The organism is Acinetobacter gerneri DSM 14967 = CIP 107464 = MTCC 9824 (assembly GCF_000368565.1).
GTDB lineage: Bacteria > Pseudomonadota > Gammaproteobacteria > Pseudomonadales > Moraxellaceae > Acinetobacter > Acinetobacter gerneri.
Map to the genome: position 1 here is coordinate 573,704 of NZ_KB849543.1, position 16,868 is coordinate 590,571.

Sequence of the window (16,868 nt, forward strand, 5' to 3'; positions counted from 1 at the left end):
TGTTGAACAAAGTTGTTCAAGCAAGATTTAATACATCATATAAAATGAAAAATCTCTACGACCCTAAAGATCGTAGAGATTTGTAAGCATAGGAAAATTAGTCAGCGCGTAATAAATCGTTCAAACTTGTTTTTGCACGAGTTTTCGCATCAACTTTTTTCACAATGATTGCAGCATAAAGGTTGCAGCTACCATCTTTAGAAGGAAGGCTACCAGAAACGACAACAGAACCCGCTGGTACACGACCATAATGGATTTCGCCAGTTTCACGGTCATAGATCTTAGTTGATTGACCAATGAATACACCCATTGAAATCACAGAACCTTCTTCTACGATCACACCTTCAACGATTTCAGAACGCGCACCGATGAAACAGTTATCTTCGATGATTGTAGGGTTTGCTTGTAATGGCTCTAAAACACCACCGATACCTACGCCACCCGATAAGTGTACGTTTTTACCGATTTGCGCACATGAACCTACAGTTGCCCATGTATCAACCATTGTGCCTTCATCTACATAAGCACCGATGTTGACATAAGAAGGCATAAGAACCACGTTTTTCGCTTGGAAGCTACCTTTACGTGCTACAGCAGGTGGTACTACACGTACACCTGAAGCTTTAAACTGTTCTTCAGTCCAATCTTTAAATTTTGTATCAACTTTGTCGTAAAATTGAAGATCACATGATTCGATTGGTTTGTTATCGTTTAATTTAAATGATAATAAAACAGCTTTTTTCAACCATTGATGAACTACCCATTCACCATCGATTTTTTCTGCTACACGAAGTGAGCCGTTATCTAGACCAGCAATCGCTTGTTCTACTGCTTGACGTACTTCCGCTGGACATTCTGAAGCAGAGTAGTTTGCACGGTTTTCAAACGCTTGTTCAATGATCGTTGAAAGCTCTGACATGGTATCTTCCTTCCCAAAAAAAATTTTAAAGATTCTACACTAAAAATCATACAGGCAGCGTTAAAAAGTTGAAACAATATAAATAAAGGTGCTTTTAATATATTTTAAGATGGGAAAACCCCAAAAAATTTAAAATTAACATGCAAAAAAAGCTTTTAAAACATGAATCAAAACTCATTTGTATCAAAAAATAACAAAAAACTATCATTTTTTTAATTTTTAGTGAAGTTGTTATTGATTATAATGTGCTCAGAAACACACCGATGATTAAAAAAGAAACTCTATGTTTTGTGAGGAGATATAAATGAAAGTGTTAAAAGTAATTACAATTGCTGCTGCTTTATCAGCTGTAACTGGAGCTGCAATGGCTGATTCATCAGTTGTTCATGAAAAATGGGCTTTTGATGGTAAGCAACTTATTCCATCTGGTGTTCGTGCTGAAGTTGGTACTACTGGTTATGGTGGTGCATTACTTTGGGATGTGAACCCGTACGTTGGTTTAGCACTTGGTTATAATGGTGGCGATATTTCTTGGAATGATTCACTTAAAGTGAATGGTACTAAGTACGATATGGACATGGATAATAAAACAGCATATTTAAATGTTGAAATGCGTCCTTGGGGCACAAACGATAATAGATTCGTTAAGTCTCTTTATGTTGCTGCTGGTGCTGCTTATATCGATAACGATTATGACTTAAGCAAGTCTATTTCAGGCGATAATACAACGCGTATTCACGGAAATAACTATGCAGCTGCTCCAGGAACTGTTGCAACAGTATCTGGTAAAATGAAATATGATAACGATATCGCTCCTTATTTAGGTTTTGGTATCGCGCCACAAATCAATAAAAACTTTGGTGTTTTTGCTGAAGTAGGTGCTTACTATACAGGTAATCCAACTGCTGACTTACACACTAATGGTAATTTCATCCCAGTTGCTGGTGGTACAAATAATGCTGATGCTGATGTGAAAACTGAAGCTCAAAAAATTGAATCTTTAAGCAAATACGAATGGTTACCAGTAGGTAAAGTTGGCGTAAGCTACCGTTGGTAATTGTATCTTTGTAATATAAAAAACGGGCTTCGGCTCGTTTTTTTTGCTTTAATATTTCGCTTTAAGTTATCTATTAAGCTATTTGTTTTCGTAATGATTTCATCTTAGAAATGGTATTTAAAAAATTAAAAAAATGGCTTGGTATTGTTATCAAATAATAAAAGCATTTTACTGTAGTAGAAGATATTAACCGTTTATAAAACATGAAATTTTCTTATAGGTTTTCGCAACTTTGAGTTTATTGTCTTGCTATTAAATAAAAAAATAAAGGGCGATATCGCCCTTTATGTTATTCGAACAGGATATAAATTGAGTTTAATCTTCTGGATATGCTGCTTTTTTCAGTGTCTTAATGTCAGCATCTGGTGCACATTGTGAGATAAACTGATAACCAAATCCACGTAATAAATGACCTTTGCGTACCGCAATCCACGTTGTATTGATACCAAAAATATCAGTTTGGATCTGCTTGAGGCGGTGGTCGCGTTCAGGGTCATACGCGACATCATGCACAATACCAACCCCCATACCAAGCTCTACGTAGGTTTTGATGACATCGGCATCAAGTGCTGACATGACGATATCTACATCAAGATTGGCGTTTTCAAAGGCTTTATCGATCTTTGAACGTCCAGTAAAACCACCGTGATAAGTGATAATCGGGAATTCTGCCAATTTTTCTAAAGTAAGCTCATGCGCTGGAATTTTGCTGAGTGGATGTCCCTGAGGGGTAATGATGCAATGTTGCCAATTGTAAAAAGGCACGCTCGCAAGGTTATCCTCAGTGGTCAAAGATTCTGTTGCAATACCAATATCAGCTACACCTAAAAGCAGCATTTCAGCAATTTCAACAGGACTAGCTTGTTGCAAAATCAAATGTACTTTTGGAAATAGCTTTTTAAATGCATTGACGATAGGCGGTAACACATAACGGGCTTGAGTATGGGTTGTTGCAATCGTCAATGTACCCTCATCAACTTTGTTGAAGTCATCTGCAAGGCGTTTGATGTTGTCGGCATCAACTAACATTCGTTCAACAATACTGAGTAATGCTTGCCCTGGTTCTGTCAAGCCTAATAGACGTTTGCCTTTACGCACAAACAATTGAACGCCCAATTCATCTTCTAAGTCTTTGATATGCTTACTTACACCTGATTGAGAGGTATAAAGCGCAGCAGAAGCCTCAGTTAAATTGTAATTTTGTCGAACTGTTTCGCGAATAATACGTAATTGTTGAAAGTTCATGATACTTGATACCTCAAATTTGGATGAGTCTGGTGCTCATCCCAATGTCCTTTTAAGCGACTTGATTAGCAAATAAATGTAATGTTGCTGCACTAATCCACACAGTTTGATTGGGTCTAAATTGATGTAATTTTACTTGTTCAGGGCTTAAATTGATTTCAATCAACTGTCCTTCACGGTCTTGCAATTCAGCAACCACTTTACCTGCAATCCAAACTTCACGTAAGAATGTAGCTTGAATGGCATTTTCCACAGGTTCGGAATGAATTTTTAGCTCATTTGGACGTACAAAAGCAATGACTTTACCATCAGGAGTATTTCGATTTGAAGGTAATTCAATACGATCTGCACCGATTTGAACCACACCTTGATGGTTAACACCCTCAAAGCGATTAGCCTGACCTAAGAAATCAAATACAAATGGTGTCGCAGGTTTTTCATAGACTTCACGCGGTGAGCCGATCTGTTCGATATTCCCTTTATTCATGACAATAATTTGGTCTGCAACTTCCAGTGCTTCTTCTTGATCATGAGTAACAAAGATCGAAGTAATATGCAATTCGTCATGTAACGTGCGTAACCAGCGACGTAACTCTTTACGAACTTTAGCATCCAATGCGCCAAATGGCTCATCAAGTAACAGTACACGAGGCTCTACAGCCAAAGCACGTGCCAAAGCAATACGCTGACGCTGACCACCAGAAAGCTGTGCTGGATAGCGATCTGCCAAAAAACCAAGTTGTACTAGATCAAGCAAGCGAGTGACACGCTTTTTGATTTCAGCTTCGCTTGGACGAGTAGCGCGCGGGCGCACACGTAGACCAAATGCGACATTGTCATAAACCGTCATATGTCGAAACAATGCATAATGTTGAAATACAAAGCCAACTTGACGTTCACGAACATGTGTATTGGTTGCATCATTACCTTCTAAAAGAATTTGACCATGATCAGCAGATTCAAGACCAGCAATAATGCGTAGTAAAGTTGTTTTACCGCAACCTGATGGACCAAGTAATGCCACAAGTTGTCCATCTGGGAAATCTAAAGTGATGTTATTAAGTGCATGGAATGCACCAAAGTGTTTTTCAATATTTTTTACTTGAATACTCATGAGGTGATTCCTTAAGTTAATGACTCTTCAGTGCTTTTGTTTTGCTTATCTTGGCGTGTTTCAACCCAAGTTTTTAAAACTAAGGTGACGATCGCAAGCAAGGCAAGCAAGGACGACACTGCAAAAGCAGCACTAAACGTATATTCGTTATATAAAATTTCAACATGTAACGGCAGGGTATTGGTTTCACCACGAATATGTCCTGATACCACAGACACAGCACCAAACTCACCCATTGCGCGTGCATTACATAGGATTACGCCGTATAACAGACCCCATTTGATATTGGGTAAAGTGACTTTCCAAAACGTCTGCCAACCTGTTGCACCGAGTACGATTGCCGCTTCTTCTTCTTCAGTTCCTTGAGCTTCCATTAACGGAATCAATTCACGTGCTACAAAAGGTACTGTAATAAATACAGTCGCTAAAACGATCGCAGGTGTTGCATACAAAATCTTAATATCATGATCGCCTAGCCATTCTCCAAGCCAACCTTGTGTACCAAAGATCAGAACCAACATTAGACCTGCAATCACTGGCGAAACAGAGAAAGGCATATCTATAATCGTGGTTAAAATTGACTTACCACGGAACTGATATTTGGCAACACACCATGCAGCAGCGACACCAAAGACAACATTCATTGGGACAGCGATTGCGGCGGTGAGCAAGGTCAATTTAACAGCAGATAAAGTATCTGGGTTGACCAAAGCTTGAAAATAAACTGCGATGCCTTCTTTAAATGCTTCTACAAAAACCAAAATCAGCGGCAAAATCAGACAGCTTAAAAAGAAAATCAAGGCAATGGTGATCAGTACATAGCGAACCCAAGTAGGTTCACGGGTTGCATCACGTGACTGCAATTTTTCAGCAAGTTGATTGCTATTGGTGATTAAACTCATTTTGCAGTTCTCCCTGTGCGACGGGTAACCCAAGCTTGTAATAAATTGATCAAGAATAAGATAAAGAATGAAATAACAAGCATCACCACAGCGATAGTCGTCGCACCAGCATAGTCATATTCTTCTAAACGAGAAATAATCATTAACGGTGCAATTTCAGTTTTGAACGGTTGGTTACCTGCGATAAAAATTACAGAACCATATTCACCAACACCACGGGCGAAAGCTAATGCAAAGCCAGTTAATAGTGCAGGGAAAAGTATCGGTAAAATAATTTTCGTGACGATTTGAAAACGATTCGCACCGAGCGCGGAAGCCGCTTCTTCTAGTTCTGTTTCAACATCAGCAAGTACAGGTTGTACAGTTCGCACGACAAATGGAATACCGATAAAAATTAATGCAAGCGTAATCCCGATCGGTGTATAGGCAACTTTGATGCCCATTGGCTCTAAGTATTGTCCGATCCAACCTGAAGATGCATAGAGTGAAGTTAAGGCAATCCCTGCAACTGCTGTTGGTAATGCAAACGGTAAGTCGACCAATGCATCCACAATACGTTTACCGGGGAAACTATAGCGCACCAAGCACCACGCTAAGAGTAAGCCAAACACAACATTGATCAATGCCGCTAAGATCGCGGTCGTAAAACTCAGCTGTAAAGATTTTAAAATACGTTCTGAGCTGATAATTTCCCAGAAACCTTCCCAACCGATCCCTAACGATTTGATAAAAACCGCAGATAAAGGAATCAGCACGATTAATGACAAATACGCTAGGGTAAAGCCTAATGAAAGACCAAATCCAGGCAGCACTCGGGATCGCTGCGACATAGTTACATCCTCAAAATGAGAAAGCTCACACAAAGGGTAAGCAAAAGTTTTTAAACAATTTTTACAAGAAATGCGCCAAGAATAATCAGCACAGTCTAAATTGCAAATTTAAAAAAATACTTTTTGTCATCAGTATTACTGATAAGTGTTTCAGGCTTTTCAGCAATGATGTGATCAAATACAGCAGGAAATGGACCAAAACCAGAGGCAACATTGACATGCCCAACCGCACCTAAATTGATTGGTTTAATATTCCAATCTTCAGCAAGTTCAAGAGCATCTGCATATTTTAACCAAGGATCATTTTCACTGATCAGCATCGTCGTCGATACAGGAAGCTTTAAGCTTTGAAAATAAGCTTTGTAGTCCTGCAAGCTGTCACGAGCAAAACCATTTTCGCCAAAGCGTTCTGGATTTGCAGGAGCAACGAGCAACAGATTTTTGATTTTATGCTGTAGTTCTGGATGTTGATTGAGTGCCGCTACACTGGTTAAGCAACCAAAACTATGTGCCACGATTTGAATCGGAGCGGGTGCTGCTTGCACTGTTCTTACAAATTCAGCCACCCAGTTTTTCAAGATCGGTTTATTCCAATCACTTTGCTCAACGCGAGAGCATGACATGAGCTGTCTTTGTAACCAAGATTGCCAGTGTCCGTATTCGCTACCGCCAACACCCGGTACAATTACAGTATGAATCATGTCAATGCTCCCTATATATCAATTATTTGGCGCTATTTGCTTTAACGATTTGATCGAAAATGCCACCATTTTCAAAGTGTTGTTTTTGCACTTTGGTCCAGCCACCAAACTCTTTATCGATAGTGACCAATTTTAATGGTTTAAAGGTTGCGCTATATTTTTTCAAAATGTCTTGATTACGTGGGCGATAAAAGTTTTTCGCTGCAATGGTTTGCCCCGCAGGTGAATACAGATAATTCAAATATGCTTTTGCGAGATTGGCATTGCCATCTTTTTCAACATTTTTATCAACGATCGCAACAGGTGGTTCAGCCAAAATTGAAAGCGAAGGGGTAATGATTTCAAATTTGCCCGGTTGCTCACGAACTGCTAAATAAGCTTCATTTTCCCAAGCCAAAAGAACATCACCAATTCCACGTTCAGCAAAAGTTGTAGTAGCACCACGTGCACCTGAGTCTAACACTTTGGTTTGTTTATAGATTTGGCGAACAAAATCTTGAGCTTTGGCATCAGAACCATATTTATGTTTTGCATAAGCCCATGCACCGAGATAGTTCCAACGTGCGCCACCAGACGTTTTCGGGTTTGGCGTAATAATATCTACACCCGGTTTGACCAAATCATTCCAATCTTTGATTTGTTTAGGATTACCTTTACGTACTAAAAATACGATGGTAGATGTATAAGGTGTCGAGTTTTGTGGGAATTTTTTCTGCCAATCTTTTGAAATGAGATTGGTTTTATCTGCAATCGCATCAATATCTGCTGCCAAAGCTAAAGTCACCACATCTGCTTTTAGACCATCGATCACAGCACGAGCTTGTTTACCAGAGCCACCATGAGATTGTTTAAAGTTGACATCTTGTCCTGTACTTTTTTTCCAGTAAGCACCAAATTGTTTATTGAAATCATCATACAATTCACGTGTAGGATCATAAGACACATTAAGAAAGTCTTTGGCTGCAAAGGTGATTGATGATGCTGATACAAGTGCTGCAAGTACCCCGATTTTGAGTGCTTTAAGGTTCATGATATTCCTCTAGAATTTTTAAAATTTGTTACATGGCGCTAGAATAACGCTGGTCTTTAATCTAAAAAAATAATAAAAAACGAATTCTATATGAATAAAAAAGAAAAGTGTTTTTGAAAAATTTGGCAGAATATATTGAAACTAAAAGGTAAATCTAAAGATGATTTGTTTAAAGAATGCAGAACCCATTCAAACGCTTTCGATATTGGATCGTGCATTTCAGTATGGTGACGGTTTCTTTAGTACCGCACGCTATCAGCAAAATCATTTGCAGTTGAAATCCTTACATATGGCAAGGATTAGTGATACGAGTCGCCGTTTACAACTAAAATTTGATCTTAAATTATTAGAAAAATCATTTGATTATTTGCATCAACAATTTCCTATTTTAAATGGAACTTTAAAAATTTTAGTTAGTCGTGGTATCGGTGATCGTGGTTATGCGATGCCTGATCATGATGCAGATTTATATTGTTATTTTTATCCGCAAGCTGATGTGACCGCACAAGTTGAGATCATTGACAGTGGGGTACTGGATCAAGCAATTGGACTCTGTATGCCAAATTTGGTTGGGATAAAAAGCTTGAATCGATTGGAACAAGTCCTTTTAAAGCAAGAAGCCAATGAAAAAAAATGGTTAGAAGCTTTGGTTACGGACGTACAAGGTGGAATTGTTGAAGGTGTGAGCAGTAATTGTTTTATTAAAATAAATAATGAGTGGATTACGCCTGATCTTCGCTATAATGGTGTGCATGGGGTCATGCGTGCCGAAATTTTAGCGCGTATGAATCAAGCCAACATTGCCTGCATACCACGTTTTATGGGAATTGAAGAGATTCAGCAGATACAGAGTTTATTTTTCTGTAATGCTCTTAGCCCAATGAAAGCGGTACGACAACTTGGCAATCGAGCGCTTGAAGTAGAACCTTGTATTCAACTTTTCGACACTTTGCATTTGGATCAGTTAAGTCATCATGCCGACAGCAAAACCTAAAACTAAATCTAATTCAAAAAAACCGAGTCCTAAGGGGGGGGATCAGCCTAATCGCACCCAAAAGACTCTTTTGATCACCTTGATTGCTTTATTGGTGATCGCGATCATTATTTTGAAAATGAGTTTATTTAAAACTTATCCAGTTGAAGGCAAAAAACAAATGCTTTCTATCAATACTGGAGAAACCTATACCGCCTTTATTGACAATCTTGCAAAAGAAAATAAAGTCGATTTTCCTGTTATTTTAAAACTTTATCGTAAATTGTTTATTCATGAAACGCTTAAAGCGGGTGTTTATGAAGTACGTCAAGGCATGAATGTTCGCCAAGTATTGGAAATGATTTCAGATGTTGATAATGCTGAAATGATCCGTGTACAAGTGATTGATGGTACGACATTTAAACTACTCAAAGAGCGCCTGAAAAAAGATCCTTTGGTTGAAAAATCAGTGGTGACACTTTCAAATGAAGAAATGATGAAAGCGCTAGACATCCCTTATAGTCATCCTGAAGGTTTGTTTGCACCCGATACATATTTCTTTGGTAAGGGCGAGTCTGATAAAAAAATCTTGTTAGATTTATATCAGCGTCAAATGAAAATCCTAGACGAAGCTTGGGCAAAACGTGATGCAGGTTTGCCTTATAAAGATAAATATGAAGCTTTGATCATGGCTTCTATTATTGAAAAAGAAACCAGTATCAATAGTGAAATGAATCAGGTTTCAGGGGTATTTGTACGCCGTCTAAAATTGGGTATGCGCCTACAAACAGACCCTACTGTAATCTATGGTATGGGTGAGCGCTATACTGGAAAAATCACTAAAAATGATTTACGTACTCCTACAGCTTATAACACTTATACCATGAGTGGTTTGCCACCAACACCGATTGCTTTACCGAGCAAAAAAGCCATCCAAGCTGCAATGCATCCAGATCATTCAGATAATATTTATTTTGTGGCAACAGGCAATGGTGGGCATAAATTTAGTTCAAATTTAGATGACCATAACAAAGCAGTACAAGATTATATTTCAGTGATGCGTTCAAAAAATTAAGGAGTGAGCATGTTTATTAGTTTTGAAGGCACGGAAGGTGTAGGAAAAACCACGCTCATTCAAAAATTACATCAACATTTTCAGCAAAAAGGCATAGATGTAGTATTAACACGAGAACCTGGTGGCACGCCACTGGCTGAGCAAATTCGTAGTTTACTCCTGTCTGTCAATCATGATGAAAAAATGGCAAATGATACTGAGCTTTTATTGATGTACGCAGCTCGTGCTCAGCATTTAGAAAATGTGATTATTCCTGCTTTAAATGCTGGAAAAGTAGTTCTTTGCGATCGTTTTAGTGATTCGAGTTTTGCCTACCAATGTGCAGGGCGTGGACTCAGTCCAGAAAAGTTACAGCTTTTAAATCAAAACTTTGTTTCTAAAATGCCAGATATTACATTTTGGTTAGATGCACCGATTGAACTTGGTATGACTCGTGCTCGTGAACGAGGGGCATTGGATCGTTTTGAACAAGAAAAAGTCAGCTTTTTTGAAAAAGTACGATCAGGCTTCGAGCATATTCAACAAAATGAACCACAACGTATGAAACGCTTGGATGCAACGCAATTGCCTGAAAAAGTCTTTACAGATGCTTTGAGTCATTTGCAGTCCTTGGATTGATTTGTATTTTGGCTGATTAAAAGTACTGCGCATTTGCCAGTGCTTTTTTTATTTATGATAAAAATAAAATAGTTTTTCATAATGAATTTTAGATGATTTTACAATCAATTTTTTAAATACGCAGATTCAAATCCCAAGTGCAACACACTTGTAGTTAGTTGAAAAAGTTAGGTGTATTCATAGAATCATTAGACTTTTTCAACTCGCAATTGGAAAGCACACAATGAAGAAATACACCCAACTTTCTCAAGATGAAAGATACGAAATTTATGCTACTTTGAAAAGTAAAAGTTCAATCGCTAGCCTTGCTCGGGAGTTAGGGCGTTCACGATCAACCATCTACCGTGAGTTAAAAAGAAATACTGGGCAACGTGGATATAGAGCTCAACAGGCAGCGAAATTTGCAAGTCAAAGACGGTACCATCCTTCATCATCCATGACAGCATTTGCCTTCGCTTATATTGATTACTTAATTGGCTTAGACTGGTCACCAGAACAAATTTCAGGTGCTTTAACACAACGCGGTTGGCTGGATGTACCTTCACATGAGTGGATTTACCAGCACATTTATCAAGATAAATCACAAGGAGGTAACCTCCATCTACACTTAAGGCATCAGAAGAAATATCGAAAACGAGGTTACAAAAACACGGATCGTAGAGGGCAAATCATTGATAAAACAAGTATTCATTGCCGAGACCAGGTCATTGATCAGCGACAACGTTTAGGAGATTTCGAAGGTGATACGGTGATTGGTAAACATCATAAAGGAGCTTTATTAACCCTCGTTGATCGAAAGAGCCTGTACGTACATATTGTTCATTTAGGGTCAACGAGAGCATCCTCTAAAACGATTACTTGTGCATTAGATCGTTTACGAATGAGCCATGCTTATAGTGTAACATTTGATAATGGAAAGGAATTTGCCGAACACAAAAGAATTACTGATGTCGGCATAGATACTTATTTTGCTGATCCTTACAAGTCTATTCAGCGAGCTAGAAATGAAAATACGAATGGTTTAATCCGGCAATATCTGCCAAAATCATCATCGTTTGATGACGTGTCAAACGATGAAATAGAGCAGATAGAATTTTCACTCAACCATCGTCCTAGAAAAACACTAGGCTGGTATACGCCAAGTGAAGTTATGGCTGGTTTTTATACTGTTGCACTTGCTGCTTGAATCCGCCATATAAATAGACCCAAAAGTATCTGAACTTTGGCAGTTTTCACCTATGCCTAAACATCGTCTATGGATTATAGTGAATTATGATTCAGAAAAGTAAAAGTAGGGAATATGAAAAGTACAAAGTCAGAAATCATTCATTTTTTACAGAAAGAATTTCCGCAAAGCTTGGAAAAATGTGAAATTGAAGACGTCACAGATAAGGGTGCAACCGTTTTATATCACGTAGGTGCAAGTGACTTACGCCCAGGGGGGACGATATCAGGTCCGACTATGATGACCCTTGCAGATTATGCTTTATATATCGCCATTTTAGGGGAGATCGGTATCGTCGGTTTGACCGTCACCACCAATTTAAGTATAAATTTTTTGCAAAAGCCAGTCGCAAATCAAGACATTCGTGGGGTATGTCATCTCATGAAAGTGGGTAAAGTATTGATTGTAGGTGATGTTTGGTTATATTCAGTAGGTATGGAACAACCGATTGCCCATGTGGTGGGGACATATTCAATACCGCCGAAACGCTAAATTTTGGCTGGTTTACACAATTTATTGGCTATTTAAACTAATGAAGACATGAGTCGAATCATTGATAATGAGAAGTATTCTTATTAAAAGTGAGCCATTATGTTTATTCGTCACATTGAAAATTTTCCGATCGTGCAAATTAGTTACTTGGTAGAAGATGCTGTTTCTGTAGATGAAACATTGGAAATATTTACGCATTTACTCGATAAACAGCAAAAGTTTGTTTTTGTGAGTCGAGGCGCATTTCCTGAGCAAAAAGAGCAACATGAGGATCGGAAAAAGGTTGCAAATTGGGTAAAGCAAAATCGTGATATTTTAGCAAAATACGTTAAGGCTTTGATTCATGTTGAACCTGATGAAAATATACGATTGGTAGAGCAAAAATATGCCAATAATTATGTTCGTTTTACAGGTTATCCAATGTTTATCGTGGAAAATGATGGGCAAGCAGAGCAATTGATTCAAAGGTTTTTAAACAGCCACCCAGTGTGAATAAAATGTCGTGAAAAATGATCAAGCTGAAGCATTTTTTGCAGATCTTATCCAAAGACCTGCCATTGTCCTGAAAATTCAAGAGCAGGTTCCAGATTGGGAGCTGGCTGAGCATCAACATATAAAAAGCCAGTTTCTGATCACATTTTCAGGATTGATTACTATAGAAACGGATGATGGTATTTGGATGGTGCCGCCAAATACTGCGATTTGGATTCCACCTTATGTCATGCATCGAGGGCGAAGCTTTGGCTTTTCATCTGGATATGTTGTTTTTATTGATGATCATTTTAGCAAACAAAATCAATATCTTGAAATGTATCAAGTGCCTGCATTTTTAAAGGCTTTACTTATGCGTGTTTCAGAGATTGAGCATGAGTATACAAGTCTAGAAGACGATCGATTGATACATTGTTTGTTGGATGAAATTAAAAATGCACCTGTGCAAGCATTGAACTTGCCGATTCCTAAAGATATTCGCTTGAAAAAGATAACAACAATATTGATTGAACAGCCTGAGCTACATTATTCATTGGCTGCGTGGGCAAAATTAATATGTATGAGTGAGCGTAATTTCACGCGCTTATTTAAAAATGAAACAGGTTTGAGCGTACAACAATGGCGTCGTCAACTGCATGTTTTATTGGCTTTACAATGGCTAAGTGAGGGTTGGTCTGTGCATCAGATTGCAGAGAAACTTGCTTATGATAGTGACTCATCATTTATTGTGATGTTTAAAAAGATCATGGGGATTTCCCCAAAAAGATATTTAGAACAACATACAAACTATTAAAAGTTGAGTAGCAGAGATCTAATCTGCTACTCATTTTTAGATTAAACAGCGACCGTGGTATTGACCAAGGGTTGTTCTACCTCAAAATTGGGTGGCGTTAAAACAGTTTTGCGCAGTTCAGGATCAAGATTTGGATAGTCGAGTGTATAGTGCAAACCACGAGATTCTTTACGCTGCATCGCACAGCGTACGATCATTTCTGAAACCAAAACCAAATTACGTAGTTCAATCAAGTTCTTACTAACATGATAACCTTGATAATATTCAGTAATCTCGCGTTTAAGCATCTCGATACGATGCAGGGCACGTTGCAAACGTTTAGTCGTACGGACAATACCAACATAGTTCCACATGGTGGCACGTAGCTCATCCCAGTTCTGCAAGATGACAACATCTTCGTCAGCATCTACAACTTGACTTGCATCCCATTCGGGTACATTTGGAAATGTGAAATTTGCAGTAAATTTCTGTTGGATATTTTGTGCTGCACTCATCCCATACACGAAACATTCGAGTAGTGAGTTACTCGCCATACGGTTTGCGCCGTGTAAACCCGTATATGAGGTTTCGCCAATCGCATATAAGCCTTGCAAATCCGTTTGACTGTTTTCATCAACCACCACGCCGCCACAAGTATAGTGTGCAGCAGGGACTACAGGAATCATATCTTTGGTGATATCGATTCCTAGCTCAAGTAAACGCGCATATAAAGTAGGGAAGTGTTCTTTTACAAAGTCAGCAGGTTTATGACTAATGTCTAACCAAACATGACGTATACCTAAGCGCTTGATTTCATAGTCGATTGCGCGAGCAACGATATCACGTGGTGCAAGTTCTGCACGTTCATCAAAACGTAGCATAAAACGCTCACCATCGGGTAAACGTAAATAAGCACCTTCACCACGCATTGCTTCAGTGATCAAGAAAGAACGTGCTTGAGGATGGTATAAGCAAGTTGGATGGAATTGGTTAAATTCCATATTTGCAACGCGGCATCCTGCTCGGTAAGCCATGGCTATACCATCGCCAGTTGCGATATCTGGGTTGGAGGTATACATATAGGCTTTCATCGCACCGCCACACGCTAGGGCAGTAAATGGTGCTAGAAAAGTGTGAACTTTCTCATTTTTTTCGTCTAAGGCATATAAGCCTAAAGCACGATTTTCATCCGTAACATGACCCAACTTGTGCGCTGTGATCAGATCTACTGCGATGTAATTTTCAAAAATATGAATATTGGATTTTTGTTTTGCTTGCTCAACTAAGGTTGTTGAGATGGCTTTACCGGTTGCATCGGCATTATGGATAATACGTCGTTTAGAATGACCACCTTCACGAGTGAGATGTAATTCTTGATTTTCATCTAAGGTGAACGGTACGCCTTGTTTCAGCAGAAAATCTACTGATGGGCGACCACCTTCAACGGTATGTTGTACCGCATCACGCTCACATAAATAAGCACCTGCAATCATAGTGTCATCTATGTGTTGTTCAATAGAATCAGATTCGTCAAGAACCGCAGCCACACCACCTTGAGCAAAGTAAGTACTGGCATCAGTCAAATGAGATTTTGCAAGAACAGCAATATTAAAATGTTCTGGTAGCGATAAAGCTAAGCTTAAACCTGCACCACCACTCCCCACAATAATTACATCGAAATGATGTAAAGTATCGAAATTAGACATTGTCCATCAGCTAATTTAAAAAACGTCCGATAATCAGACGCTTTTTTAAACCAAAACGCAATAGTAAAAGCGAACGTTTTAAATCAAATTTCCAATAAAAATATTTGTTTTGTAATATTTTGCATAAGATGTTGTTTTGCCAATTATAATCCAACATATTATTACTAAAAGATAACCAAGTTTGTGTTACAAACTATTTTTACGATTAATGCTTAACATATGGGTTTGTGGTTCATGAATAGTCGCGTTATACAAAAAGGGATGTATGCTGCTGTTTTTACGGTTGTTGCTACACAATCTCAAGCAGCTGCACCTGTTGATTTTTCCAATCTGGTAGAGCAAGTTAGCCCTGCTGTTGTCAGTGTAAGTGTTGTAAAAAAAATGTCTCAGGAAGAACTTTTACAACAACAAGTTCCTGAAATATTGAAGCGCTTTTTTGGCAATCAGATCATCATTCCACAGCAGCAAGCACCGCAAGAAAAAACGGCTTATGGAAGTGCCTTTTTTATTAGCAAAGATGGTTATTTGGTAACAAACCATCACGTGATTGAAGATGCTTCAAAAATTACCATTACTTTAAATGATCGCCGTGAATTGGATGCCAAGCTTGTGGGGAGTGATGAGCGTACCGATGTGGCTTTATTAAAAGTAGATGGCGGCAGTTTTCCTGCGCTTAGAACAGGAGATATTAATCAATTAAAAGTTGGGCAGCCTGTTTTAGCGATCGGCTCTCCTTTTGGATTTGATTACTCTGCTTCAGCAGGTATTGTTAGTGCAAAATCACGTAATATGTTAGGTGAAAATTCAGTACCTTTTATTCAAACTGATGTGGCTTTAAATCCCGGAAACTCGGGTGGTCCACTATTTAACCAAAATGGTGAAGTTGTAGGGGTTAACTCGCGAATTTTTAGTGGTACAGGCGGGTATATGGGCTTGTCATTTTCCATTCCTATCGATGTTGTAAATGATGTCGTCGATCAGTTGAAGAAAAATGGTAAAGTGACGCGTTCATACTTGGGCGTGATGCTTCAAGATATTGATCGTAATCTTGCGGATGCGTATAAATTGCCTAAACCAGAAGGTTCATTGATTACTCAAGTTACGCCAAATTCACCAGCAGACAGAGCAGGGTTTAAAGCGGGTGATGTGGTGATGAAATATAATGGCTCGCCAATTTTACGTACAGCTGACCTGTTGAATTATCTCAATCGTACAATGCCAAATCAAAACATTCAGCTTGAAGTTTTACGTGATAATAAACCTAAAGTGATTTCTGCTACTTTATCTACAGCTCCTGATGATACTCCTGCACCTGCGGCTTCAACTGCACAGAAAAAGCGTCAAGGTCCAGTGTTAGGTATGTCTATTCGTGCACTGAGTCAGACAGAAATGGGTCGCTTGGATGTTAAAGGCGGCGTTTATGTGGATGATGTGACTTTTAACGGTTTGGCTGCGCAATCGCGTATTATGCCAGGTGATATCATTACCCAACTCAACAACAAGAAAATTAACAATCCTAATGATTTTGTAGATGCAGTTGCGGATTTGCAAAAAAATACGGTTGCTCGTGTTTCGATCATTCGCCAAGGACAACATGCGATGTTGGGACTACGTATCCAATAATTTAAGTGTTTTTATAGTGCAATAGCCACAAATCTGTGGCTATTTTTTTATGAAAATTAAAATGAAATATCAAGCGTTTTACATCTGCCGAAAA

General features: G+C 38.6%; 17 protein-coding genes. 9 read left to right on the forward strand and 8 right to left on the reverse strand.

The window, feature by feature from the left end; all coding sequences use genetic code 11:
- Window positions 1-97: 97 nt before the first annotated feature.
- The gene (gene dapD, locus F960_RS10935) at window positions 98-919 is read right to left on the reverse strand and encodes a 2,3,4,5-tetrahydropyridine-2,6-dicarboxylate N-succinyltransferase (RefSeq protein ID WP_004864046.1); all 822 of its coding nucleotides are present in this window, start codon (window positions 917-919) and stop codon (window positions 98-100) included.
- 304 nt (window positions 920-1,223) lie between these two features.
- Between dapD and carO the strand changes: the two genes are divergently transcribed.
- Window positions 1,224-1,976, forward strand: a complete 753-nt coding sequence (gene carO, locus F960_RS10940; RefSeq protein WP_004864049.1) for an ornithine uptake porin CarO — start codon at window positions 1,224-1,226, stop codon at window positions 1,974-1,976.
- Between the two features lie 315 nt (window positions 1,977-2,291).
- On the opposite strand, the gene F960_RS10945 is transcribed toward carO, so the two are convergent.
- From F960_RS10945 to F960_RS10970, 6 genes are all read right to left on the reverse strand, one after another.
- Window positions 2,292-3,221, reverse strand: coding sequence for a CysB family HTH-type transcriptional regulator (locus tag F960_RS10945; protein ID WP_004864052.1), 930 nt, complete (start codon window positions 3,219-3,221; stop codon window positions 2,292-2,294).
- A 52-nt stretch (window positions 3,222-3,273) separates the two neighbouring features.
- A complete protein-coding gene (locus tag F960_RS10950) occupies window positions 3,274-4,335 on the reverse strand; it encodes a sulfate/molybdate ABC transporter ATP-binding protein (protein ID WP_004864055.1) in 1,062 nt (353 codons plus the stop codon).
- A gap of 11 nt (window positions 4,336-4,346) precedes the next feature.
- Window positions 4,347-5,237: a sulfate ABC transporter permease subunit CysW gene (gene cysW, locus F960_RS10955; protein ID WP_004864058.1), complete on the reverse strand. Its 891-nt coding sequence runs from the start codon at window positions 5,235-5,237 to the stop codon at window positions 4,347-4,349.
- Entirely contained in the window at window positions 5,234-6,067 is an 834-nt protein-coding gene (gene cysT / locus F960_RS10960; RefSeq protein WP_004864061.1) for a sulfate ABC transporter permease subunit CysT, read from the reverse strand. The genes cysW and cysT overlap by 4 nt, the downstream gene beginning before the upstream one ends.
- A gap of 95 nt (window positions 6,068-6,162) precedes the next feature.
- Window positions 6,163-6,768 carry an RBBP9/YdeN family alpha/beta hydrolase gene (locus F960_RS10965; protein ID WP_004864063.1) on the reverse strand — a complete coding sequence of 202 codons (606 nt, stop codon included), beginning with the start codon at window positions 6,766-6,768 and terminating at the stop codon, window positions 6,163-6,165.
- Window positions 6,769-6,790: 22 nt separating this feature from the next.
- The gene (locus F960_RS10970) at window positions 6,791-7,798 is read right to left on the reverse strand and encodes a sulfate ABC transporter substrate-binding protein (RefSeq protein ID WP_004864066.1); all 1,008 of its coding nucleotides are present in this window, start codon (window positions 7,796-7,798) and stop codon (window positions 6,791-6,793) included.
- 160 nt (window positions 7,799-7,958) lie between these two features.
- Between F960_RS10970 and pabC the strand changes: the two genes are divergently transcribed.
- The 7 genes from pabC to F960_RS11005 all read left to right on the forward strand — a co-directional run bounded on the left by pabC (window position 7,959) and on the right by F960_RS11005 (window position 13,466).
- A complete protein-coding gene (gene pabC, locus F960_RS10975) occupies window positions 7,959-8,792 on the forward strand; it encodes an aminodeoxychorismate lyase (RefSeq protein ID WP_004864070.1) in 834 nt (277 codons plus the stop codon).
- Window positions 8,773-9,846: an endolytic transglycosylase MltG gene (mltG, locus tag F960_RS10980; RefSeq protein ID WP_004864074.1), complete on the forward strand. Its 1,074-nt coding sequence runs from the start codon at window positions 8,773-8,775 to the stop codon at window positions 9,844-9,846. Before pabC ends, mltG begins: the two co-directional genes overlap by 20 nt.
- 9 nt (window positions 9,847-9,855) lie before the next feature.
- Window positions 9,856-10,464: a dTMP kinase gene (tmk, locus tag F960_RS10985; RefSeq protein ID WP_004864076.1), complete on the forward strand. Its 609-nt coding sequence runs from the start codon at window positions 9,856-9,858 to the stop codon at window positions 10,462-10,464.
- Window positions 10,465-10,687: 223 nt separating this feature from the next.
- Window positions 10,688-11,650 carry an IS30 family transposase gene (locus F960_RS10990; protein ID WP_004854881.1) on the forward strand — a complete coding sequence of 321 codons (963 nt, stop codon included), beginning with the start codon at window positions 10,688-10,690 and terminating at the stop codon, window positions 11,648-11,650.
- Between the two features lie 114 nt (window positions 11,651-11,764).
- Window positions 11,765-12,181, forward strand: coding sequence for a PaaI family thioesterase (locus F960_RS10995; protein ID WP_004864078.1), 417 nt, complete (start codon window positions 11,765-11,767; stop codon window positions 12,179-12,181).
- 99 nt (window positions 12,182-12,280) lie between these two features.
- The gene (locus tag F960_RS11000; RefSeq protein WP_004864080.1) at window positions 12,281-12,673 is read left to right on the forward strand and encodes a hypothetical protein; all 393 of its coding nucleotides are present in this window, start codon (window positions 12,281-12,283) and stop codon (window positions 12,671-12,673) included.
- 10 nt (window positions 12,674-12,683) lie between these two features.
- On the forward strand, window positions 12,684-13,466 hold the full coding sequence (locus tag F960_RS11005) for a helix-turn-helix domain-containing protein (RefSeq protein WP_004864082.1): 783 nt from the start codon (window positions 12,684-12,686) through the stop codon (window positions 13,464-13,466).
- A 41-nt stretch (window positions 13,467-13,507) separates the two neighbouring features.
- On the opposite strand, the gene nadB is transcribed toward F960_RS11005, so the two are convergent.
- A complete protein-coding gene (gene nadB / locus F960_RS11010; RefSeq protein ID WP_004864085.1) occupies window positions 13,508-15,151 on the reverse strand; it encodes an L-aspartate oxidase in 1,644 nt (547 codons plus the stop codon).
- A gap of 234 nt (window positions 15,152-15,385) precedes the next feature.
- On the opposite strand from nadB, the gene F960_RS11015 reads away from it, so the two are divergent.
- On the forward strand, window positions 15,386-16,774 hold the full coding sequence (locus tag F960_RS11015) for a Do family serine endopeptidase (RefSeq protein ID WP_004864089.1): 1,389 nt from the start codon (window positions 15,386-15,388) through the stop codon (window positions 16,772-16,774).
- The last annotated feature ends 94 nt before the right edge of the window (window positions 16,775-16,868 follow it).